Raw genomic sequence first — 19,662 nt, forward strand, 5'->3', positions numbered from 1 at the left:
AACTATACTGCTTCAGTATCGTTATGTATTAAAAAATAATTTATATCTCAGCTGATTGAGACTTTGCAAATTTCGTAGTTTTGCGGTCAAAAATAAGTGGTTTGTTGAATAATAATTAGAAAAACCTGAATTAAAGAGACCTTCTTAAGATAAATGCCTGACAGGCAAGCATGATATGACAGAGCAAACGAAGATTTTAGTAATAGGTGCCAACGGACAGTTAGGAACTGAACTTACAGTGGCCCTCCAAGAAAAATACGGTTATGAGCAAGTAATTACCTCCGATATTCACCCCCCGAAAAAGCAACATGCCCTTTTTGAACCCCTAGACATACTGGATAAAGATCGACTTTATGCTTTGGTAGAAAAATATAAAATTACGGACATCTACCTGCTGGCAGCTATTCTATCAGCTAAAGGAGAGCAGAACCCTATGCTCACCTGGCAGGTGAATATTGATGGACTAATGCATGTACTGGAACTGGCACGTGATGGCAAAATCAATAAAATCTTCTGGCCGAGTTCTATTGCAGTATTTGGCAGTACTACTCCTAAGCAAAATACGCCTCAGGAAACCATCACTTCGCCTACCACTATGTACGGTATCAGCAAGCTTTCGGGTGAGCGGTTGTGTGCTTACTATGCGCAGAAGTTTGGAGTAGATGTGCGTAGCCTGCGTTACCCCGGACTGATAGGCTACAAAGCATTGCCTGGGGGAGGAACTACAGATTTTGCGGTAGAGATTTATCACAAAGCGCTGGAAGAAGTGACTTATCACTGCTTCCTGAAAGAAGATGCTATTTTGCCTCTCATGTACATGCCGGATGCTGTGCGGGCTACTACAGAACTGATGGAAGCTGATGCAGAAAAAATTACCGTACGCTCAAGCTATAATCTGGCCGGTTTCAGTTGTTCCCCTGCTGACATTGCTGAGGTAATCCGCCAAAGTATGCCTGATTTTAAGATTGATTACCAGCCTGATTTTCGTCAGAAGATTGCCGATAGCTGGCCCAACAGCATAGATGACACCAAAGCACAAGAAGACTGGAACTGGAAACCTCAGTTTGATTTACAAGCCATGTCAGCTGATATGCTGGAGAACCTGAAAAAAATGAAAGAGGCAGAAACTGCGATTAATATTTAAAAGGTTTACCTATTATATATAAAATGAGGAAGCCCACTTTATTAGTGGGCTTCCTCATTATAAAGCTACTCGTATGCTTATTCAGCCATCACATTCAGGCTGCGCTTGATGAAGTGCGTCAGCTCCGCTCCGCTCAGCATATTTTGCGAAAGTTTGGCTAAATCCACAGCCTGCTTGGCGATTTGCTCTTTCTTTTCTTCTGTTTCAGCTTTCAGGATTTTATCTACCAATGGGTGGTTGCCGTTGACAGCCACCGAATACTGGTCAGGCATATTGCCCATCATAGCCATGCCGCCACCCATCGCTGCCATGTCTTTCATACGGCGCATAAATTCTGGCAAGGTGATTACCACCGGCAGTTCATCCGGTGACATAGACTCTACCGTTACGGTCATTGCCTTGTTGTTAATAGCTTTTTCAAAGATGCTCTTTACAGTTTCCTGCTCTTTTTCAGAGAGTACACTTTCTATCTTCTCATCTTTCTCTACCAGTTTATCAGCTGTATCGGCATCCACCCGCTTCATCGTAGTTTTCTCCAGCTTTTGCTCCAGCATATTGATAAAGTGATTGTCCAGCGGACCATCCAGCTCCAATACATCGTAAGACTTATTTTTTGCCGACTCTACAAAAGCATGCTGCTTGTCTGTATCGTTGGTGTACAGATAAGTTACGCTACCGTTTTTGTCTGTCTGGTTGGCTGCCACTTTCTCACGATATTCGTCAAAGGTGTAGAATTCTCCTTCAGTGTTTTTAAACAAGGCAAATTTTACGGCTTTGTCATAAAATTTATCTTCGGAGATCATGCCATATTTGACGAAGAGACCGATGTTGTCAAATTTCTCTTCATAAGCCTTACGGTCTTTCTTGAACAGCTCCTGTAATTTATCCGCCACTTTCTTGGTAATGTGGTTGTTGATCTTCTTCACATTACTGTCAGATTGCAAATAGCTACGCGAAACGTTGAGTGGAATGTCAGGTGAGTCAATTACACCGTGGAGCAGCATCAAAAACTCGGGCACTACATCTTTCACCTCATCGGTGATGAACACCTGGCGAGAGTACAGCTGAATTTTGTTGCGGTTCAGCTCCAGCTCATTTTTGATCTTGGGGAAATAAAGAATCCCTGTCAGGTTGAAAGGATAATCTACATTGAGGTGAATCCAGAATAATGGATCTTCCGCAAATGGGTAAAGTTCTTTGTAAAATTTAAGATAATCCTCATCCGTCAGGTCGGCAGGTGCTTTCGTCCAGAGGGGATTAGGATTATTAATGACTTTCTCATCAAACTCAATCTCTACCGGCAGGAATTTACAGTACTTGTCAAGAATGCCCTGCAGGCGAGGCTTCTCTAGAAACTCTTCTGAATCTTCATTGAGGTGCAGTACAATGTCGGTTCCGCTCTCTTTCTTCACGGTGGGTTCAATTTCAAACTGCGTGCTTCCATCACAAACCCAGCGTACCGCTTCGGTATCTTCCTGATAAGATTTGGTGAAGATCTCTACCTTATCAGCCACCATAAAAGAGGAATAAAAACCGAGTCCGAAGTGACCAATGATCTGCTTATCCTCTCCTTTGTCTTTGTACTTTTCAATAAACTCAGTAGCACCGGAAAAAGCGATCTGGTTAATGTATTTCTTCACCTCTTCGGCGGTCATACCAATTCCATGGTCGCTGATGGTGATGGTTTTCAGCTCCTTATTGACAGAAACTTTGATTTTCTGATCGCCCAGATCTTTTTTGTACTCGCCCATTGAGGCCAGGCGGCGCAGTTTCTGAGTGGCATCCACTGCGTTGGAAACCAGCTCACGCAGGAAAATTTCATGATCCGAGTACAGATATTTCTTAATAATGGGAAATATATTCTCGGTATTAATGGATATCGTACCTTTTTCTTCTACCATAATATTATAGGTTTTAGGAAATTAGATGTTAGTTTTTTAAGCGAGGGTCAAAAGTTATTCCACCCTAAAAATAAAGGTGGTTTCGCCGATTTTGCTGACAGCTTGTCAGATAATATGAGAATCCTGTCAGCCCATCTATATATTCCACTCATCCTCTTATTCTTCCCGCTCACCCCGAAAAAAATTTTTGTCAGTAGGTATTGATACAAATTTGGAAAGTAGTATTCAGAACTATCTAACCAATCACATCATGAAAAAGATACTCTTTACCCTGATCATAAGCTTTATGACTGTTTCGCTTTGGGCGCAGGAGGTTACCCAAAGTATTCGCGGACGCATTGTGGATGCACAGTCCGATTTTCCCCTGGTGGGTGTAAATGTTATTGTGGCTGAAACTTCTCCACTCATTGGTACTGCCACCGATGAGCAAGGCTACTACCGGCTTACTAATGTATCCGTAGGTCGGCAAACGCTCAGGATCAGTTTTATGGGATATGAGGAGCAGGTGATTCCTAATGTAGTCGTTACATCAGGTAAAGAAGCTTTCATCAATATCAAGCTGGAGGAAAAAATCCTGATGGGCGAAGAAATCGTCATTACTGCCGCTCCGGAAAAGACCACCACCAATAATGAGCTGACTACCGTAAGTGCCCGTTCTTTTAACCTGGAAGAAACCGGGCGTTATGCAGGTAGCCGAAACGATCCGGCCCGTATGGCCGCTAACTTTGCCGGAGTAGCCGCCAACAATGATGACCGCAACGACATCATCATTCGGGGTAATTCTCCCAGTGGTTTGCTGTGGAGGCTGGAAGGGATCAATATTCCTAATCCCAGCCACTATGGTTCATTGAGTGCCTCGGGCGGGCCGGTAAGTCTGCTCAACTACAATACCCTGGACAAATCCGATTTCCTGACCGCTGCTTTTCCGGCTGAATATGGCAATGCCCTGGCCGGCGTATTTGATTTGCAGCTTCGCAGCGGAAATAATGAGAAGAGAGAATATCTGGGTCAGGTCGGTTTCAATGGCTTTGAACTGGGTGCTGAAGGGCCATTTACCAAAAACTCCAAAGCTTCATACCTTGCCAATTATCGTTATTCTACCTTGGGTGCCTTTCAGGCGCTGGGCATTGACTTTGGTACAGGTTCCGCTACCCCCGAATATCAGGATCTGACTTTCAAAGTAGATGTGCCCACTGCCAAAGCAGGCCGCTTTACCCTCTTCGGTATTGGTGGTAGAAGTAATATAGACTTATTGGGTAGCGAAGAAGACCTGGAATCTTCCGACAATTTGTATGGCAGTGAGAATGAAGACTCTTACGTGGATTACCGAACCGGAATCGTAGGATTATCGCATCTGTATTATTTTAATAAGAATACGTATTACAAATTATCAGTAGCGGCCTCTCGTCAGGAAGAGCATTTTTACAGTGACTCTCTAAGCATTGAAGATCGCAGTCCCATACCGCTGGAGAGTGCTGACTTTATCAACAACAAGTACTCTACCCACCTGATGCTCAACAAAAAGTTTAATGCCAGAAACAATGTTTCTGCCGGAGCCATCCTGGACCTTTATGACTTTGACCTGGTAAATTCCCGTCTGGTGCCTGGTGATGAGCAGTCATTAAGAAATACCGAAGGACAAAGTTTACTCACCCAGGTTTACGCTCAGTGGCAGCACAGATTTAGCGATAAGCTGACCTTGAATACAGGTATTAACTATCAGCAGTTTGAAGTAAGTGGCAGTCAGGCAGTCGGACCCAGAGCCGGACTCCAGTACGAACTTAATCCTCGCCAGACCATCGGCATAGGCTACGGCAGGCACAGCCAGATTCAGCCCCTGGAAGTGTACTTTACCCAATCCATGTTGGCGGATGGCAGCTTTGTGGAATCCAACAAAGATTTAGATTTCACCCATAGCGATCACTATGTGCTCTCTTACAGCAATAGCCTTGCCCAGGATATGATGTTCAAAGTAGAAACCTATTATCAAGACATCAGTAATGCTCCGGTAAGCAGTACTCCTTCTTCGTTCTCTATGCTCAATGCCGGTGCGGACTTTGCCCCAATAGATGAAACTTTTCTGGTCAATGCTGGCAGGGGCAGAAACTACGGGCTGGAACTGACTTTGGAGAAATACTATAGCCGGGGTTATTACTTTCTGCTCACTACTTCGCTCTATCAGTCGGAGTACAAAGGGAGCGATGGCGTATGGCGCAATACCGCTTTCAGTGGAAACTACATTGCTAACCTATTGGGCGGAAAGGAATTTAAGATTGGCAGAAAGAACAATACATTAAACATTGATGTAAAGATGACCGCTTCGGGAGGTAACAGGATTACTCCAATAGACTTTGAAGCATCGGCAGATGCAGGCTATGAGATACTTCAGGATGAGAAAGCATATTCAGAACAATTGAATGATTATCTGCGGGCCGACCTAAAAATCTCCTACCGCATCAATGCGCCTAAGGTAACCCATGAGTTTGGCATAGATCTACAAAATATTAGCAACAATCAGAATGAGTTTGCCAGAGTCTATAACCCCCGCACCAACAGCGTACAGACACAGTACCAGATCGGTTTTTTCCCTGTACCACAGTATAGAATACTCTTCTAAAATTCTGTAAAAAAATGTCAGGGAAAAAACCTAAATTGAGGAAAGGCTTTGACATAGCCTTTCTTCCCTTACCTCAGATCCTTATGAAAGAGAGAACGCTCAGATTAATAGGTATTCCACTCTTGAGCATATTTTTCATGCTATTGTATGATGATCATCAGCTCACCAGCTGGCAGGCAGTGCTGCGAGAATTTCTTGTTTCCTTTTCATTCACTTTCACTTTGTGGGAAGGAAACCGAACGATTGTAATGAAAATGCGCAAGCTATATCCATACAATGAGCAAACTACCCGTCGTCTGATGATCCAGATCCCTATTGGTATTGGATATACTTTTGCCGTTACCTTATTGATAGCCTATTTTTTTGCCCAGTTTGATATAGCGGTATGCCATCCCGGAGAGTGGCACCTCATGGCTCTCTCTAATTTGATCCCTACCGTTTTTATCCTTTCTATTTATGAAGGAGCCTATTTTTTTGAAGAATGGAAAAAGAACTTTCAGCGCTCAGAATCTCTGGCCAAAGAAAATATACGCTCGCAATTTGAAGTACTAAAAAGCCAGGTTGACCCGCATTTCCTCTTCAATAGTCTTAATACGCTGTCGGCTCTGATTGACCCTCAGAACAAAGATGCGCAGCATTATCTGGAGCAGCTTTCGGATGTGTATCGCTATGTATTGCTCAGCAAACAAAAGGAAACCGTGAGCCTGAGAGAAGAGTTGGAGTTTGTGCATGCTTACATTTACCTCAACAAAACGCGTTACCGTGACAACCTGCTGGTGCAAAACGATATTCCGGAAGAAAGCATGGAACAGCGGGTAGCACCCTTGAGCTTGCAGATATTAGTAGAAAACGCGCTGAAGCATAACATCATTTCCAAAGATAAACCGCTTACACTCAGCATTGCGGTTGACCGGCACGGCTACGTGGTGGTGGAAAACAATATCCAGAAGAAAAATATACTGGAAAAATCTACCAAGACCGGCCTGGAAAATATTGTCAACCGCTACGCGCTGCTGACTGTAAAACAGGTAGAAATCAGCAGCACTGCCGATTTATTTTCTGTCCGCTTACCTTTGATTACTTCCTGATATACTGCCCATGAAAATTCTGATCATAGAAGATGAGTACCCAGCGGCTGAAAGACTGCAAAGATTGCTGCAGGATTTGCCCGAATCTATTGAAGTTGTAGAAGTGCTGGACAGCGTGGAAACTGCTCTCAAATGGTTTGACCAAAATCCCGCTCCTGACCTTATCTTATCCGATATTCAGCTTTCGGATGGCCTGAGCTTTGAAATTTATGAGAACACTATCGTCAAAGCTCCCATTGTGTTCACCACTTCTTATGACGAATATGCCATCAAAGCTTTTAAGGTCAAGAGTATAGACTATCTGCTGAAGCCGATCAAACTCACTGAACTCAGCCAGGCGATTGAAAAATACAAACAGCTGAAACATGAGTTTTCAGATACTGAACATGTACATAAGCTGGAACAGTTGCTGGACAGCTTAAATCACAGTGGAAAGCAGGGCTATAAAAAGCGATTTCTGGTGAAAAAAGGGGAGCAGATACTTCCCATCAGTGATGAAGATATCGCCTATTTTCGTACAGAGCATGAAATTGTTTTTCTGTTCACGCGGGAAGGAAAAAAGTATGTGGTGGATTATACTTTGGAACAACTGGAAAACTTGCTTTCTCCTACCAAATTTTTCCGTATTAATCGGCAGTACATTATTCAACTGGAAGCCATCTCGCAGATTCATACTTATTTCAGCAACCGTTACAAACTACTGGTAACCCCCGCCTCTGATGAAGATGTGGTGGTGAGTAAAAGTAAAGCCAAGCCTTTCAGAGTGTGGCTTGAGAGCTGAATATTAAAACAGAGCACTTAGCCAGCCATATAACCACTGGACCGCTGAGGTAAAAGCAAAAAAGATTAACCAAAGTAAAGCAAGGAAGATGAGCAGGAAAATATACTTGGTCCAGGAATATTTGCGCATGATATCCTGCCAGTAGATCCAGCCAAAAATCCTGACTACCCAGAAATACAAACCACCGAGGCGAAAACGCTGCCGGCGGAGCTCATCCAGAAAAATCTGATCGATAATTTTACGAGAAACCTGATCTCTGTACTCATCACGAAACTGGTACAACACATCATGGACAAGAGAAGCAAAGTAGGTGAGTGGCTTACGCGTCTCCCTGTTAATAATACCATCAGGTGTGCCAAAGTAGACATCTAAAAAGAAAAACTTGGGAGAACAGCCATCCCAGGCATAGCCATTGCATTCAGGGTTAGAACCCAAAACTATGATTTGCCCATCCTCTCTGATCTGTAGCCATTCGTTTGAAAAGTTTACTCCCTTCAAACGAGTTTGATAGCTGATATCATCGTGTTCTACAAATACATAGGGGCTATCCTCCATGTCCTAAACTCAAAAAGTTTAGCGCAGGCGGTCTACAGAACGCACCAGTTTTTCGTCACGGCGGATGAAACGGTTGGCCATTACATTTAGCAAGAGCGCGATACAGGGCAGGATGAAGCCAATATCGTAACTGCCGCGAGTGGCTTCATTTACAATTTTTTCTCCCTCAAAACTGTACCAGACTGAAGCGCCCAGTGCTCCCGCCATAAAAAGACTGTTCAGTGCTCCCAGCTTTATCTGGGTCAGACGATTATGGTATTGAAAGATTTCATAGAATGCGGTAATTGTAGCCAGCACTGCCAGGATGGCGATTACCCAGGTGCCCTGCTCCACAGTAATTTGGTTTGCAGCACCTTCGGCAGACTCAGTTACCGTGAGGTAGTAAGCATTCAATACTACCTGCTCTCCTTCTTCGAGATCTGTCTCCTGCCATATGTCAAAAATCAGCATCAGGCCCATGCAAATTCCTACTCCCAGTAAAAAAATTGATTGTATTCTTTGTAACATAGCTCAGGTAATTCGATATCAATATTGTAATTTTTACGTAAATATACAGGTTATGCAATTCGGCACGAAGATATTAAGATTTGCTATAACTTTATTCATTTACAGAAGTTTAATGTATAGCGGACGAAGTAAATGGATACTATTCATCTCTTCGTGACCGTTGAATTTGAAAAGAAAAAATAATTAGCACTATGGCTGATAATAAAGATAAAAAAGTTGATCAAAAAGATATTGCTAATAACTCTGAAGCTAACAAGCAGCAAGAGAACGTGCAAAGTTCCGAAGATCAACGTCCAAAATATAGTGAGCGGGAAAAAGTTGAAATTTTTGACAATGAATTTCTGCCACAAATAGACTCGATGTATAATTTCGCCTATCGGCTGACCTATGATGAAGATGATGCCAAAGACCTGGTACAGGAGACGTACCTCAAGGCCTTTCGTTTCATTGATTCATTTCAACGCGGAACTAACGCCAAGGCATGGTTGTTTCGGATTTTAAAAAACAGCTTCATTAATGATTTCAGGAAAAAGAGTAAGCAACCTTCCAAGGTAGATTACCAGGAGGTAGAAACTTATTACAATTCTGAAGGAGTTGATGAAAGCATCACTACTGACCTAAGGGTTGAATCTGTACAGGATATGATCGGTGATGAGGTATCCACAGCTTTAAACTCACTGGCGGTAGATTTTAGAACTGTCATTATTCTTTGTGACCTGGAAGGGTTTACTTATGAAGAGATGGCTAAAATTTTGGATATTCCCATAGGTACAGTTAGGTCGAGATTGCATAGGGCAAGAAATCTTCTTAAAGAAAAGCTCAAATCATACGCCGACTCTATGGGCTATTAATTATTTTTTTAACAACAGTTACAACCTAGATTTATAGAATTTTTAACCTTGCAAATATGGAGACCTTATCTAGAGAAAGTCCACAGTACAAGCGTTGCATGGAGCTTTTGCCCTTGGTATTAGATCGTGAAGCTAACTTAGAGGATACGGATTTTTTCCATCAACATGCAAAATTCTGGCCTGAGGTTCTGGAATGCTATGAAAAGGAAACTGCTTTCCGGGTGGCTATTAAACAAAAATTAGGTAGCTTATCTGCTCCTGAAGAATTGCTCAGCAGCATACGCAACCGAATCAAACAAGCTTCTTAAATGCAGCAAGGAAAAGCATTTATTTTCTCGGCCCCTTCTGGCTCAGGCAAAACTACTATCGTAAAGTACTTACTAGAACATAATACAGATCTGAGCTTCTCAATTTCAGCATGTACCCGATCAAAAAGACCCAATGAGGTTGATGGTCGGGATTATTATTTTATGACTCCTGCAGACTTTAGAGCACGCATAGAAGAGAAGGCCTTCATAGAATGGGAAGAAGTATATGAAGGAAAGTATTATGGTACGCTTAAGTCTGAAATTGAACGTATCTGGCAACAAGGTAAACATGTAGTATTTGATGTAGATGTACAGGGGGGAGTAAATCTCAAAAAATATTTTGGCAATCGTGCGCTAGCAGTTTTCGTAAAAGTGCCCTCAGTAGAAAAACTGAAAGAGAGACTTGCTTCCAGAAATACTGAATCTATGGAAAGCTTAGCGCAACGTATCTCCAAAGCAGAGGAAGAACTTCAGTATGAAAAATATTTTGATGTAACACTGGTCAACGATCAGTTGGAAGATACGCTGGAGCAGGCGCAGCATTACTATGAGGAATTTGTGCAGAAAGGTGAGTTGGCTTCTTCTTCTAAATAAGCTGCTGTTCATTCATCTTTGAATTTTTATATTATTTACTGCACGTATTTGGGTGGCATGGAGCTACTTCTAAACAAAATTTATTTGTGAGGCAGTTCGCCTCAAGGAGGTAGTTTCCATGATCGTTTTGTCATATTAATTTAGATTTATGATTAAGTCAATGACTGGCTACGGTAAGGCCTATCAGGAGTCTTCGCTCTTTGATATTACTGTTGAAGTAAAAACCCTCAACTCAAAATATCTGGATGTTAACCTCAAACTACCCAGGCTCTTTGGAGATCGTGAGATAGAAGTGAGGCAATTGGTCTCCGAAAAATTACAGCGGGGCAAGGTGTCCTTACTGGTAGATTTCAGAGGTAAAGGTCAGATGGGGGGCGATCCGGCGGTAAACCAGGAGTTACTTAAAGCTTACTACTACTTATACAAAGAGACTGCTAATGAGCTACAGGCCTCTGAGCATGACTTGTTTCGGCTGGCAGTGCAGTCACCGGATGTGCTGCAACCCCTGGTACAGGAAAATGCTGATGAAGAAGTGTGGAACGCGGTCAAGTCGGTGCTGAAAGAGGCTTTGATTCAATGTGACCAGTTTAGAAAGCAGGAAGGAGATGCATTGATGAAAGATTTTGCCCTTTGCTCAGCTAATATCAGAACGGCGCTGGAAGAAGTAAAAAAACAGGCTCCGGTTCGTGATCAGCGATTGAGGCAGAAATTACAAACGCAATTAGAAGAGTCTTTTGCCAAAGATATTGTAGACCAGAATCGTTTTGAACAGGAGCTCATTTATTATATAGAAAAACTGGATGTGAACGAAGAGATTGTGCGTCTGACCAACCATCTGAATTATTTTGAAGAAGTGCTCAGTAGCACTGACGTTCACGGTAAAAAGCTGGGGTTTATCTCTCAGGAGATGGGGCGGGAGATCAATACTATAGGCTCCAAAGCCAATGATTCTACCATACAGCATTCAGTAGTAGGCATGAAGGAAGAGTTGGAAAAGATTAAAGAGCAGGTATTGAATGTGCTTTAAAGAGGATTTACTTTAGCGATTCATCATAAATCATTTTTCCCCATTCTTCTACATTGACAAAATCCATATCTTCTGAAGTACTTTTGTACAGACGCATGACTTCGGAATGTAACTCCTGAATAGCTTCTCTGTCTTCTATGCGTATGATAGACTCATAATTGCTACTAAGTGACAAGCAGGTAAAATCAGCTGATCCCAGATAAGCAATTTTTTGATCTATGATGAATGCCTTGGCATGAATAAAGTGTTTGCTACTATTTTTGATGCTTCGGTTGCTAGGGTCAATAAATATCTTGAGAGGAAAGAGCGTTTTATAGGAATATCGGTAAACAGAGGTGTTGCGCAGCTCGGATGCTGCTGCAAAAAGCACAATCAAGGTAAGGATGGTTAGAAGAAGCATACAGACCTGGGCGTAAGTGTAATAGTAAAAATAGGTATATATGCAGCCCAGTACGAAAGCAATAAAAGCAATGTATAAAAAAGTAATCAGTCCTTTGAGCGACTCTTTTTTATGCTCCGCATCCGGATCTTTCCGCTTGTGTTGTTTAATAAGCTTTTCACGAAAGTCATAAGCCCGGAGGTTTCCGATCATATTGTGGCAAAGAGTAGTGATGAGTGTAATGCGTATATTTTGCTCATGAAGCTTAAGGAGCAAATGCATTTGTTCTTCATTAAGGAAAGGAGAGAGTACAGTAACTTCTTGTCGGGCAGAATGAATATCCTCCAGGAGTTGCTTACCTACAGAGGTACCCATATGGATAGTAGCATCTTTAATAGCAGCCTGCATAGCAAATTATAAGGTTTGTAGGAGGTATAACGCTGTAATCAGGCTTTCATGATACGAAAGGCTCTTTTTACATCATTTTTGTGTTAGCTTTGTGACCCCAAGGCTGGAGCCATCATATAAATAATGAACAGAAGTATGATAAAGAAATTACTGATGTGCTTAGGAGTATTGCTGATATTATCAGCTTGTCAGCAGGAAGAAATGATTCAAAAGCCAAACGGACTAGTGCCGGAAGAGAAGATGATTTCATTCCTGGTAGATATGCACATCGCAGAAGCTAAAATGGGTTACGTTCAGGTGAATGATAGAGATTCTTTGGAAATCATTTTTAGAAACTACGAGAAAGCTTTGTTTGAAAAACATCAGATAAACGATTCAGCTTATTACCGGAGCTACGAGTACTATCTGGCAGATATGGAAAAAATGCATGAAATATATAGTGCGGTAGTTGATAGCCTGAGTGTACTCAATAGCATAGAAAAGAATAAAGACCTGGGAATATCAGAAGAATAAGAGCAAGGGAACTTTGGATTTATAGTATGATTACCTACCTGCCTGAAAATCAGGATGTATTATTTTTCTAAGATCTTCTGAATGTGAGCAACTCTTACAGTACTAACAGAAACATAGGATTGCGGACAGTGTGAAACAACTTTAGCACGAAAGATGCTGCATAAAAAAAATCATTCTAATTTTGCTAAAAAGACATATAGTTTATATACCTAAGTGCTGACAAATTATGTTTGGTGCAGAATTGAAAAATATCTTACTTACTATAAGCCAATGCGAAATAAAGCTTTAAAAAAGCTTCTACTTAATACAAATTTGCATAATTTCAAATGCGTTTCATTAGTATAACTCAAACCACATTATTTACTAAGACATGGGATTGTTCGACTTTTTCTCCAGTGATATAGCTATTGACCTGGGCACAGCTAATACATTAATTATCAATAAGGAGAAGATAGTAGTAGATGAGCCTTCCATCATCGCCATTGATCGTACTACTAACAAAGTGCTGGCGATTGGAAGACAGGCAATGCAGATGCATGAAAAGACCCATGAGAACATCAAAACGATTCGTCCGCTGAAAGATGGTGTTATAGCCGACTTCCACGCTGCCGAACACATGATCCGGGGTATGATCAAAATGATTGACATGGGCAGTCGTTATATCCCCTCTTCTCATCGTATGATTATCTGCATACCTTCTGGCATCACCGAAGTAGAAAAAAGAGCCGTAAGAGACTCTGCGGAGCACGCCGGTGCCAAGGAAGTGTATATGATTCATGAGCCTATCGCTGCTGCTATTGGTATCGGAATAGACATTGACCAGCCTGTTGGCTCAATGGTAGTAGACATCGGAGGGGGTACTACCGAGATTGCTGTTATCGCCCTTTCAGGAATTGTTTGTGACCAGTCAATCAGAACTGCCGGAGATACTTTTAACAAAGATATTCTGGACTACATGCGTCGTCAGCATAACTTACTCATCGGGGAGCGCTCTGCTGAAAAAGTAAAAGTTGAGGTAGGATCGGCTTTAACGGAACTCGACGACGAGCCAGATGATTATGAAATCAGAGGGCGTGACCTGATGACAGGTATTCCTAAAGTGATAAAGGTTTCTTATTCTGAAATCGCTTTCGCATTAGACAAGTCTATCTCAAAAATTGAAGAAGCAGTGCTGAAAGCGCTGGAGATTTCTCCACCCGAACTTTCTGCCGATATCTATGACAATGGGATTCACCTGACCGGAGGCGGAGCATTGTTGAGAGGACTGGACAAGCGTCTGGCACTTAAAACCAAATTACCGGTACATGTGGCCGATGATCCGTTACGTGCGGTAGTAAGAGGTACTGGCGTTGCCCTGAAAAAATTTGATTCTTTTAAATCAGTATTGATGACCTAAAAAAGTAGATGCATAGTTTATTAACATTTCTGTACAATTACAGGTCCTCATTCTTATTTATTCTGTTAGAAGTCCTAAGCATTTTCTTTATTGTCAATAATAACGCTTACCATCAGGCGGCGGTTCTGAACTCATCTAACAGACTAGTAGCTTCGGTTATGACGACTACTAACTCTGTTTCAGAATATTTTTCGCTTAAAGAAGTTAACCAAAGACTGGCAGCAGAAAATGCTCGCCTGCATGAGTTAATGGTAAGTGGAGAACCAAGCAATGCAAACGATTTGCTGCTTAGAGATTCATTAGCCCTGGAAGCTCTGGCTGAAGATTCTGTATTTGTATTGCCCGAAGTCAGAAGTAAGAGCGATAGCGTTCGGATGAAGCAGTTTGCTTTTGTTCCCGCAAAAGTAGTGGATAATACCGTGCATCGGGCCAAAAACTATGTTACCATCAACAAAGGAAGGCTGGATGGCATAGAGCCGGATATGGGAGTGATTAGTCCTGACGGAGTAGTAGGTAAGGTAAAAGATGTATCTGACCACTTTGCAGTAATTACCTCGGTTTTACATACGGATATGTACGTGTCAGCTTTGGTAAAGCGCTCAACTACCTTAGGTTCTATTGTATGGGCGGGTACTAACCCTCGTCTGGTAAATCTGGATAATATTCCTATCCATATCAATATCATTAATGGTGATACCATTGTTACCTCAGGGTATAGCGGTATCTATCCGCCCAACACCATGATTGGAACAGTGGCAGAAGTAAGGCCTGAAGAAGATGCAGCATTTTATGATATAGACATTAACCTTTCCAATGATTTTTACAAGTTATCTTATGTATATGTGGTAAAGAACCTGCTACGCAATGAGCAGGATTCATTGGAAAATATAATAACAGCCGATGAATAGCCGCTATCTTATACCACAAGCCATTAATTTTGTAGTATATATTTTACTCCAGGTATTTATTGTCAGAAACCTTGTGCTTTTTGATGTAGCTTTTTGCTTCGTTTACATTGCTTTTTTGCTTTTGTTACCCATTGAGGCTGCTGCTGTTACCTGTATGCTGTTGGGTTTTGCCACAGGGTTGGTAGTTGACATATTTTACAACACTTTTGGAATTCATGCGGCTGCCTGTGTGTTTATCATGTATATAAGGCGCTACTGGATCAGTGCACTTACCCCTAGAGGAGGTTATGATATCGGTATGACACCCAGTCCCCGAGCGATGGGACTTAGGTGGTTTATCACTTACGCTATCCCTCTGATTTTCGTGCATCATGCCACCGTGTTTTTTGTTGAGATAGGTGGTTTCAGCTTATTTTATTATACGCTAATAAAAGCATTGGCCAGTACGGCGTTTACCTTTATTTTAGTTACGGTAATTCAGTACATTATACATACGCCCAGAAGAACTGTTCTATGAAGAATAGTAACCGAAAATACATTATCCGTGGAGCTGTAGTGCTCATAGCGGTAGTTTTCGTTATCAAGTTATTTTCAATACAGGTCCTTAGCACCGATTATCGGAATAAGGCGGAAAGTAATATTGTGGAAAAAGAGATCCGCTACCCTTTTCGCGGCTTGGTGTACGACCGAAATGGTAAACTAATTGTTTTCAATGCCCCTGTTTACGATCTTGAGGTGATTCCTAAAGAGGTTGATCTGACAGACACCTTGGCCTTTTGTGAGCTTTTTGATATTACAAAGGAAGACTTTGTGGAGAAATTGCAGAAAGCCAAGCAATATTCTTATGTAAAACCTTCTGTTTTTATTAAGCAAATCTCCAATAAAACTTTCGCAACCGTACAGGATTACCTAATCAACTATCCCGGTTTTCGTATTCAGGCCAGAACCAATCGCGCATATACACATCGTAGCCTGGCTAACGCTCTGGGTTACATTGGAGAAATTAGTAAATATCAATTAGAAAGAGACTCTGTTAATTATTACCGTCAGGGAGACTATATCGGCATCAGTGGCATTGAGTCTATGTACGAAGAGCAGTTACGAGGAAAACGGGGCGTCAAATACAAAATGGTAAACGTAAGAGGGGTTGAAAAAGGCTCATTCAAAGATGGTGCTTTAGATACCCTCTCTATTCCTGGTGAAAATCTTCAGAGTACAGTAGACATAGATTTACAGGAGTATGCTGAGACCCTTATGATGGGAAAAAGAGGCAGTGTAGTAGCGCTTGAGCCCAAAACGGGTGAAGTACTTACTTTTGTAACTGCCCCTTCATACGATCCTAATATGCTTTCCGGAAGGGAGTACAGCAAAAACTTCTCAACCCTATTAGGTGATACTGCCAAGCCCTTGTACAACCGCCCCTTGATGGGAGCTTTTATGCCAGGTTCAATCTTTAAAACTGTGCAGGCACTGGTAGGCCTACAAGAAGGTGTCATTACACCCCAAACCCGTTTCTATTGTGACAGAAGTATCATCGCGTGTCATGGCCCTCATTCTCATGAAGACCTTAAGGGCGCAATTGAAGTTTCCTGTAATCCTTACTTTTGGAATACTTATAAACGAATTCTGAATCAGGGGGTATCTGATAATACTTTTAAAGATACTGAAATTGGGCTGGAAAATTGGCGCAAACATGTGATGAGCTTTGGGATGGGCCAACCTCTTGGAATAGACTTACCTAACGAAAGAGGAGGCTATGTGCCAGCTCCTACCTTGTATGACAAGATTTATGGGGATGATCGCTGGAAGTTTTCTACAATTTACTCCAATGCCATTGGTCAGGGAGAGTTACAGATTGTGCCTCTTCAAATGGCAAATCTGGCAGCAATCATAGCAAATAGAGGTTATTACGTAACGCCTCACCTCATCAAATCTATTGGAGAAGATGGAAGACCATTAGAAAAGTACCAGGAGAAAAATTACACTACTGTAGACCCTCAGCATTTTGATGTGGTGGTAGAAGCTATGTATGATGTGGTAGAAAGAGGTACCGGATCATATCGTGCCAAGCTTAAGGATATTGAAGTGTGTGGTAAAACGGGAACTGTACAAAATAGCCAAGGAGAAGACCACTCAGTATTTATCGCCTTTGCTCCCAAAGACGATCCTCAGATAGCGATTGCAGTATATGTAGAAAACGCCGGGCAGGGAGCACGTGCTGCGGCAGGTATTTCCGGTCTGATGATTGAAAAATATCTTAAAGGCTGTACAGATAGATACCAGATGGAAGATTATATTTTGAAAGGAGACTTTATTTACTAAGGTGAGAGAAAACAACAATTTAGTAAACCGTATTGACTGGGGAGTAATTCTCCTGTATTTCTTACTGGTAGGCTTGGGATGGCTTAACATATTCGCCGTGGTATACGATGCCCAGAATCCTGACCTGAGTATATTTGATATGGACATAAACTCAGGAAGACAGCTGATATGGATAGCCACTGCAGCAGTCATCATCTTTGTGATTATGTTGACTGACTTTCGCTTCTATGATTCTTTCGCCTATTTCATTTATGGAGGGATGATCCTGATTCTAACCTTCGTATTGCTTTTTGGTACAGAAGTAGCAGGCTCTAAGTCCTGGTTTTCTATTGGAAGTTTTCGTTTACAACCTTCTGAATTTGCAAAATTCGCCACAGCATTGGCGGTAGCTAAGTTTATCAGTTCTGACAATAAAACTTTTAACAACTTAAGACCGCAACTTACCTTATTCGTTATTATTGGCTTGCCAGCTGTGTTGATTATGCTCCAGGGAGATACAGGCACAGCAATGGTATTCAGTGCATTTCTGGTGGCTTTCTACCGTGAAGGTTTTTCTCCTGTGTTATTAGGAATAGGCATCGCAGCAGCTATACTTTTTATATTGACGCTGTTTGTGCCTCAGCTATACCTGATGATTGCTGTGATTGTAACTGCCTTCTTATTGATAGGTGTCAATGCAAGAAAAACCAGGCGAATCATGGTAATTGCCGTGTCTGCAGTAGCGATTATGGGGGTAATCTTTAGTGTCGACTTTATTGTTTCAGATGTACTGAAACCTCACCAGCAGAACCGTATCAAAGCATTGATTAACCCGGAAGCTGATCCGTTAGGCTATGGCTGGAACGTGACTCAGTCCAAAATTGCAATAGGCTCCGGTGGTATGTGGGGCAAAGGTTTTCTGGAAGGTACACAAACTAAGTTTGACTTTGTACCTGAGCAGAGCACTGACTTTATCTTTTGTACCATTGGAGAGGAGCATGGTTGGTTCGGCAGCCTCCTCCTGATTGTATTGTTTTCTCTTTTACTCATCAAAGTAACAGCCATCGCTGAAAGGCAAAAGGCAACATTCGCCAGAGTCTATGGCTATAGCGTGGCAGGAATACTCTTTTTCCACTTTGCAGTAAACATTGGGATGACCATCGGTCTGTTTCCGGTGATTGGTATACCGCTGCCTTTCTTCAGTTATGGAGGTTCTTCCCTGTGGGCTTTTACCATTCTGCTATTTATTCTGGTAAAACTGGATGCTCACCGCATGCAGATCCTGACACGTTCTTAGAACCTTTTGGACAATAGTTCCATAAACTCCATTACTTCTTCAGAGTCCATTTTCCAGTGGTATTGAGAGGCTAGATCTCGTCTGACAAGTCCTACTGCTTCCGCATAGGTGTTTTGAGCATCTATTTTTTCCAATGCCTGTCGAAATGCCTCATTATCATTGTTAAAGAGCTCTCTTACAAACATGAACTTTTGGTTGACACTAAGGTGCCGTGAAAGGCTTTCAATTTTCCTTTGCTGATGCATATCAGCCAGCGTTGAGCGGTCAGGCTTATTCAGATAGTCGTTAAGGGTACGAGGGCCTTCTTCTTTTTTTTCTTCTCTGGTAGCTTCTTCCTGCGAAGGAATTGATTCATTGACCTGGGGAGAAGAATAAGAAGTAGTAGTATTAGAAAATAATGTCTCAGTTTGCAAAGGGACTTCCTGACTAAGCTGCTGAAGATAAGGCTCTGTATCTTCGGGGGGCTCCTGTAGCTGTTCAAATACCTGGTTGAATAGCTCAGAAATTCGCTCTGTACTGATCATATGGAGCGTCTCGTGACGGCATTTATCCAACAGGCTTCCTAAAAGTGAACGGTTAATTCTCACATACTTCAATATGTCTTCTAATTCTGATACTGTCCAGGATTGCTTTTGGTTATGGGTAAGTAAAAGATAGAAGTAATCGTAAGGAGCGAGAATAAGGTAAAGCGTATCTTTGGTAGCTTTTTCTAATAGTGGACGTAAATGATACTCATCAATCAGAATGTTTTGAGAAACAACATCCATAAAACCAGCCAGCGCAGATTTGACCTCCTCAGACTGATAGTTGAAATAAGGACTCTTGAGCTGCTCAATCTCACTTTTCCAGTGAAAAAAAAGCTCTTTAATAACAAATAAGTTAATTTGTTTGAGAGGGGTAAGGCCCAGAATATCCTGTCCATTAAGCTTTTCCTTATATTGAAAAGCCTGTCTTTGCATCTTGTCACTAAATGCGCTGCTATAATGGCTTACTGCTTCTTCTTTTAATTTGCTCTCCATAGGGATATTTATTTCTTTTGTACGAAAGCACTTTGAGTCTTTTGCTTGCTAAAGTAAATCATATTATT

Annotated in this window: 19 protein-coding genes; 14 read left to right on the top strand and 5 right to left on the bottom strand. The window is 41.8% G+C overall.

Annotation, left to right across the window (positions count from 1 at the left end; genetic code table 11):
- Positions 1-175 precede the first annotated feature (175 nt).
- Positions 176-1,144 (top strand): NAD-dependent epimerase/dehydratase family protein, encoded by a 969-nt coding sequence (locus tag WJR50_RS09380; protein ID WP_341292998.1) that lies wholly within the window; start codon positions 176-178, stop codon positions 1,142-1,144.
- A 77-nt stretch (positions 1,145-1,221) separates the two neighbouring features.
- Here WJR50_RS09380 and htpG read toward each other — a convergent pair whose 3' ends face one another.
- On the bottom strand, positions 1,222-3,045 hold the full coding sequence (gene htpG, locus WJR50_RS09385; protein ID WP_341292999.1) for a molecular chaperone HtpG: 1,824 nt from the start codon (positions 3,043-3,045) through the stop codon (positions 1,222-1,224).
- Positions 3,046-3,295: 250 nt separating this feature from the next.
- On the opposite strand from htpG, the gene WJR50_RS09390 reads away from it, so the two are divergent.
- The 3 genes from WJR50_RS09390 (at position 3,296) to WJR50_RS09400 (ending at position 7,531) form a co-directional block, all read left to right on the top strand.
- A complete protein-coding gene (locus tag WJR50_RS09390; RefSeq protein WP_341293000.1) occupies positions 3,296-5,662 on the top strand; it encodes a TonB-dependent receptor in 2,367 nt (788 codons plus the stop codon).
- An 83-nt stretch (positions 5,663-5,745) separates the two neighbouring features.
- Complete coding sequence (locus WJR50_RS09395; protein ID WP_341293001.1) at positions 5,746-6,750, top strand: sensor histidine kinase; 1,005 nt, start codon at positions 5,746-5,748, stop codon at positions 6,748-6,750.
- Positions 6,751-6,760: 10 nt separating this feature from the next.
- Complete coding sequence (locus tag WJR50_RS09400) at positions 6,761-7,531, top strand: LytR/AlgR family response regulator transcription factor (RefSeq protein ID WP_341293002.1); 771 nt, start codon at positions 6,761-6,763, stop codon at positions 7,529-7,531.
- A 3-nt stretch (positions 7,532-7,534) separates the two neighbouring features.
- Here WJR50_RS09400 and WJR50_RS09405 read toward each other — a convergent pair whose 3' ends face one another.
- Both WJR50_RS09405 and WJR50_RS09410 read right to left on the bottom strand, forming a co-directional pair.
- Positions 7,535-8,086, bottom strand: coding sequence for a hypothetical protein (locus WJR50_RS09405; protein WP_341293003.1), 552 nt, complete (start codon positions 8,084-8,086; stop codon positions 7,535-7,537).
- A gap of 18 nt (positions 8,087-8,104) precedes the next feature.
- Positions 8,105-8,593, bottom strand: coding sequence for a DUF4293 domain-containing protein (locus WJR50_RS09410; protein WP_341293004.1), 489 nt, complete (start codon positions 8,591-8,593; stop codon positions 8,105-8,107).
- Between the two features lie 191 nt (positions 8,594-8,784).
- On the opposite strand from WJR50_RS09410, the gene WJR50_RS09415 reads away from it, so the two are divergent.
- The 4 genes from WJR50_RS09415 to WJR50_RS09430 all read left to right on the top strand — a co-directional run bounded on the left by WJR50_RS09415 (position 8,785) and on the right by WJR50_RS09430 (position 11,373).
- On the top strand, positions 8,785-9,444 hold the full coding sequence (locus WJR50_RS09415) for a sigma-70 family RNA polymerase sigma factor (protein WP_341293005.1): 660 nt from the start codon (positions 8,785-8,787) through the stop codon (positions 9,442-9,444).
- A gap of 56 nt (positions 9,445-9,500) precedes the next feature.
- On the top strand, positions 9,501-9,752 hold the full coding sequence (locus tag WJR50_RS09420) for a hypothetical protein (RefSeq protein WP_341293006.1): 252 nt from the start codon (positions 9,501-9,503) through the stop codon (positions 9,750-9,752).
- The gene (gene gmk, locus WJR50_RS09425; protein WP_341293007.1) at positions 9,753-10,346 is read left to right on the top strand and encodes a guanylate kinase; all 594 of its coding nucleotides are present in this window, start codon (positions 9,753-9,755) and stop codon (positions 10,344-10,346) included.
- 148 nt (positions 10,347-10,494) lie between these two features.
- Positions 10,495-11,373 (top strand): YicC/YloC family endoribonuclease, encoded by an 879-nt coding sequence (locus WJR50_RS09430; RefSeq protein ID WP_341293008.1) that lies wholly within the window; start codon positions 10,495-10,497, stop codon positions 11,371-11,373.
- Positions 11,374-11,380: 7 nt separating this feature from the next.
- Here the strand turns inward: WJR50_RS09430 and WJR50_RS09435 are convergent, their stop codons facing one another.
- On the bottom strand, positions 11,381-12,160 hold the full coding sequence (locus WJR50_RS09435) for a phospholipase D-like domain-containing protein (RefSeq protein ID WP_341293009.1): 780 nt from the start codon (positions 12,158-12,160) through the stop codon (positions 11,381-11,383).
- Positions 12,161-12,295: 135 nt separating this feature from the next.
- Between WJR50_RS09435 and WJR50_RS09440 the strand changes: the two genes are divergently transcribed.
- The 6 genes from WJR50_RS09440 (at position 12,296) to rodA (ending at position 18,575) form a co-directional block, all read left to right on the top strand.
- A complete protein-coding gene (locus WJR50_RS09440; RefSeq protein WP_341293010.1) occupies positions 12,296-12,673 on the top strand; it encodes a DUF4296 domain-containing protein in 378 nt (125 codons plus the stop codon).
- 370 nt (positions 12,674-13,043) lie between these two features.
- Positions 13,044-14,069, top strand: a complete 1,026-nt coding sequence (locus tag WJR50_RS09445; protein ID WP_277487228.1) for a rod shape-determining protein — start codon at positions 13,044-13,046, stop codon at positions 14,067-14,069.
- An 8-nt stretch (positions 14,070-14,077) separates the two neighbouring features.
- Entirely contained in the window at positions 14,078-14,977 is a 900-nt protein-coding gene (gene mreC, locus WJR50_RS09450) for a rod shape-determining protein MreC (protein ID WP_341293011.1), read from the top strand.
- Positions 14,970-15,494 (top strand): Rod shape-determining protein MreD, encoded by a 525-nt coding sequence (locus WJR50_RS09455; RefSeq protein ID WP_341293012.1) that lies wholly within the window; start codon positions 14,970-14,972, stop codon positions 15,492-15,494. Before mreC ends, WJR50_RS09455 begins: the two co-directional genes overlap by 8 nt.
- Positions 15,491-17,299, top strand: coding sequence for a penicillin-binding protein 2 (gene mrdA / locus WJR50_RS09460; protein ID WP_341293013.1), 1,809 nt, complete (start codon positions 15,491-15,493; stop codon positions 17,297-17,299). Before WJR50_RS09455 ends, mrdA begins: the two co-directional genes overlap by 4 nt.
- Before the next feature lies 1 nt (position 17,300).
- Positions 17,301-18,575 (top strand): rod shape-determining protein RodA, encoded by a 1,275-nt coding sequence (rodA, locus tag WJR50_RS09465; protein ID WP_341293014.1) that lies wholly within the window; start codon positions 17,301-17,303, stop codon positions 18,573-18,575.
- Here rodA and WJR50_RS09470 read toward each other — a convergent pair.
- Positions 18,572-19,594 (bottom strand): DUF8457 domain-containing protein, encoded by a 1,023-nt coding sequence (locus tag WJR50_RS09470; protein ID WP_341293015.1) that lies wholly within the window; start codon positions 19,592-19,594, stop codon positions 18,572-18,574. The two genes, rodA and WJR50_RS09470, sit on opposite strands and share 4 nt — an antisense overlap.
- Between the last annotated feature and the right edge of the window lie 68 nt (positions 19,595-19,662).

Source organism: Catalinimonas locisalis (assembly GCF_038039535.1).
Lineage (GTDB): Bacteria > Bacteroidota > Bacteroidia > Cytophagales > Cyclobacteriaceae > Catalinimonas.

What these genes read in the sequence shown, in the direction of transcription:
- WJR50_RS09380 (WP_341292998.1), top strand. Translation starts at nt 176, where the DNA reads ATGACAGAGCAAACGAAGATTTTAGTAATAGGTGCCAACGGACAGTTA.
- htpG (WP_341292999.1), bottom strand. Translation starts at nt 3,045, where the DNA reads ATGGTAGAAGAAAAAGGTACGATATCCATTAATACCGAGAATATATTT.
- WJR50_RS09390 (WP_341293000.1), top strand. Translation starts at nt 3,296, where the DNA reads ATGAAAAAGATACTCTTTACCCTGATCATAAGCTTTATGACTGTTTCG.
- WJR50_RS09395 (WP_341293001.1), top strand. Translation starts at nt 5,746, where the DNA reads ATGAAAGAGAGAACGCTCAGATTAATAGGTATTCCACTCTTGAGCATA.
- WJR50_RS09400 (WP_341293002.1), top strand. Translation starts at nt 6,761, where the DNA reads ATGAAAATTCTGATCATAGAAGATGAGTACCCAGCGGCTGAAAGACTG.
- WJR50_RS09405 (WP_341293003.1), bottom strand. Translation starts at nt 8,086, where the DNA reads ATGGAGGATAGCCCCTATGTATTTGTAGAACACGATGATATCAGCTAT.
- WJR50_RS09410 (WP_341293004.1), bottom strand. Translation starts at nt 8,593, where the DNA reads ATGTTACAAAGAATACAATCAATTTTTTTACTGGGAGTAGGAATTTGC.
- WJR50_RS09415 (WP_341293005.1), top strand. Translation starts at nt 8,785, where the DNA reads ATGGCTGATAATAAAGATAAAAAAGTTGATCAAAAAGATATTGCTAAT.
- WJR50_RS09420 (WP_341293006.1), top strand. Translation starts at nt 9,501, where the DNA reads ATGGAGACCTTATCTAGAGAAAGTCCACAGTACAAGCGTTGCATGGAG.
- gmk (WP_341293007.1), top strand. Translation starts at nt 9,753, where the DNA reads ATGCAGCAAGGAAAAGCATTTATTTTCTCGGCCCCTTCTGGCTCAGGC.
- WJR50_RS09430 (WP_341293008.1), top strand. Translation starts at nt 10,495, where the DNA reads ATGATTAAGTCAATGACTGGCTACGGTAAGGCCTATCAGGAGTCTTCG.
- WJR50_RS09435 (WP_341293009.1), bottom strand. Translation starts at nt 12,160, where the DNA reads ATGCAGGCTGCTATTAAAGATGCTACTATCCATATGGGTACCTCTGTA.
- WJR50_RS09440 (WP_341293010.1), top strand. Translation starts at nt 12,296, where the DNA reads ATGATAAAGAAATTACTGATGTGCTTAGGAGTATTGCTGATATTATCA.
- WJR50_RS09445 (WP_277487228.1), top strand. Translation starts at nt 13,044, where the DNA reads ATGGGATTGTTCGACTTTTTCTCCAGTGATATAGCTATTGACCTGGGC.
- mreC (WP_341293011.1), top strand. Translation starts at nt 14,078, where the DNA reads ATGCATAGTTTATTAACATTTCTGTACAATTACAGGTCCTCATTCTTA.
- WJR50_RS09455 (WP_341293012.1), top strand. Translation starts at nt 14,970, where the DNA reads ATGAATAGCCGCTATCTTATACCACAAGCCATTAATTTTGTAGTATAT.
- mrdA (WP_341293013.1), top strand. Translation starts at nt 15,491, where the DNA reads ATGAAGAATAGTAACCGAAAATACATTATCCGTGGAGCTGTAGTGCTC.
- WJR50_RS09470 (WP_341293015.1), bottom strand. Translation starts at nt 19,594, where the DNA reads ATGGAGAGCAAATTAAAAGAAGAAGCAGTAAGCCATTATAGCAGCGCA.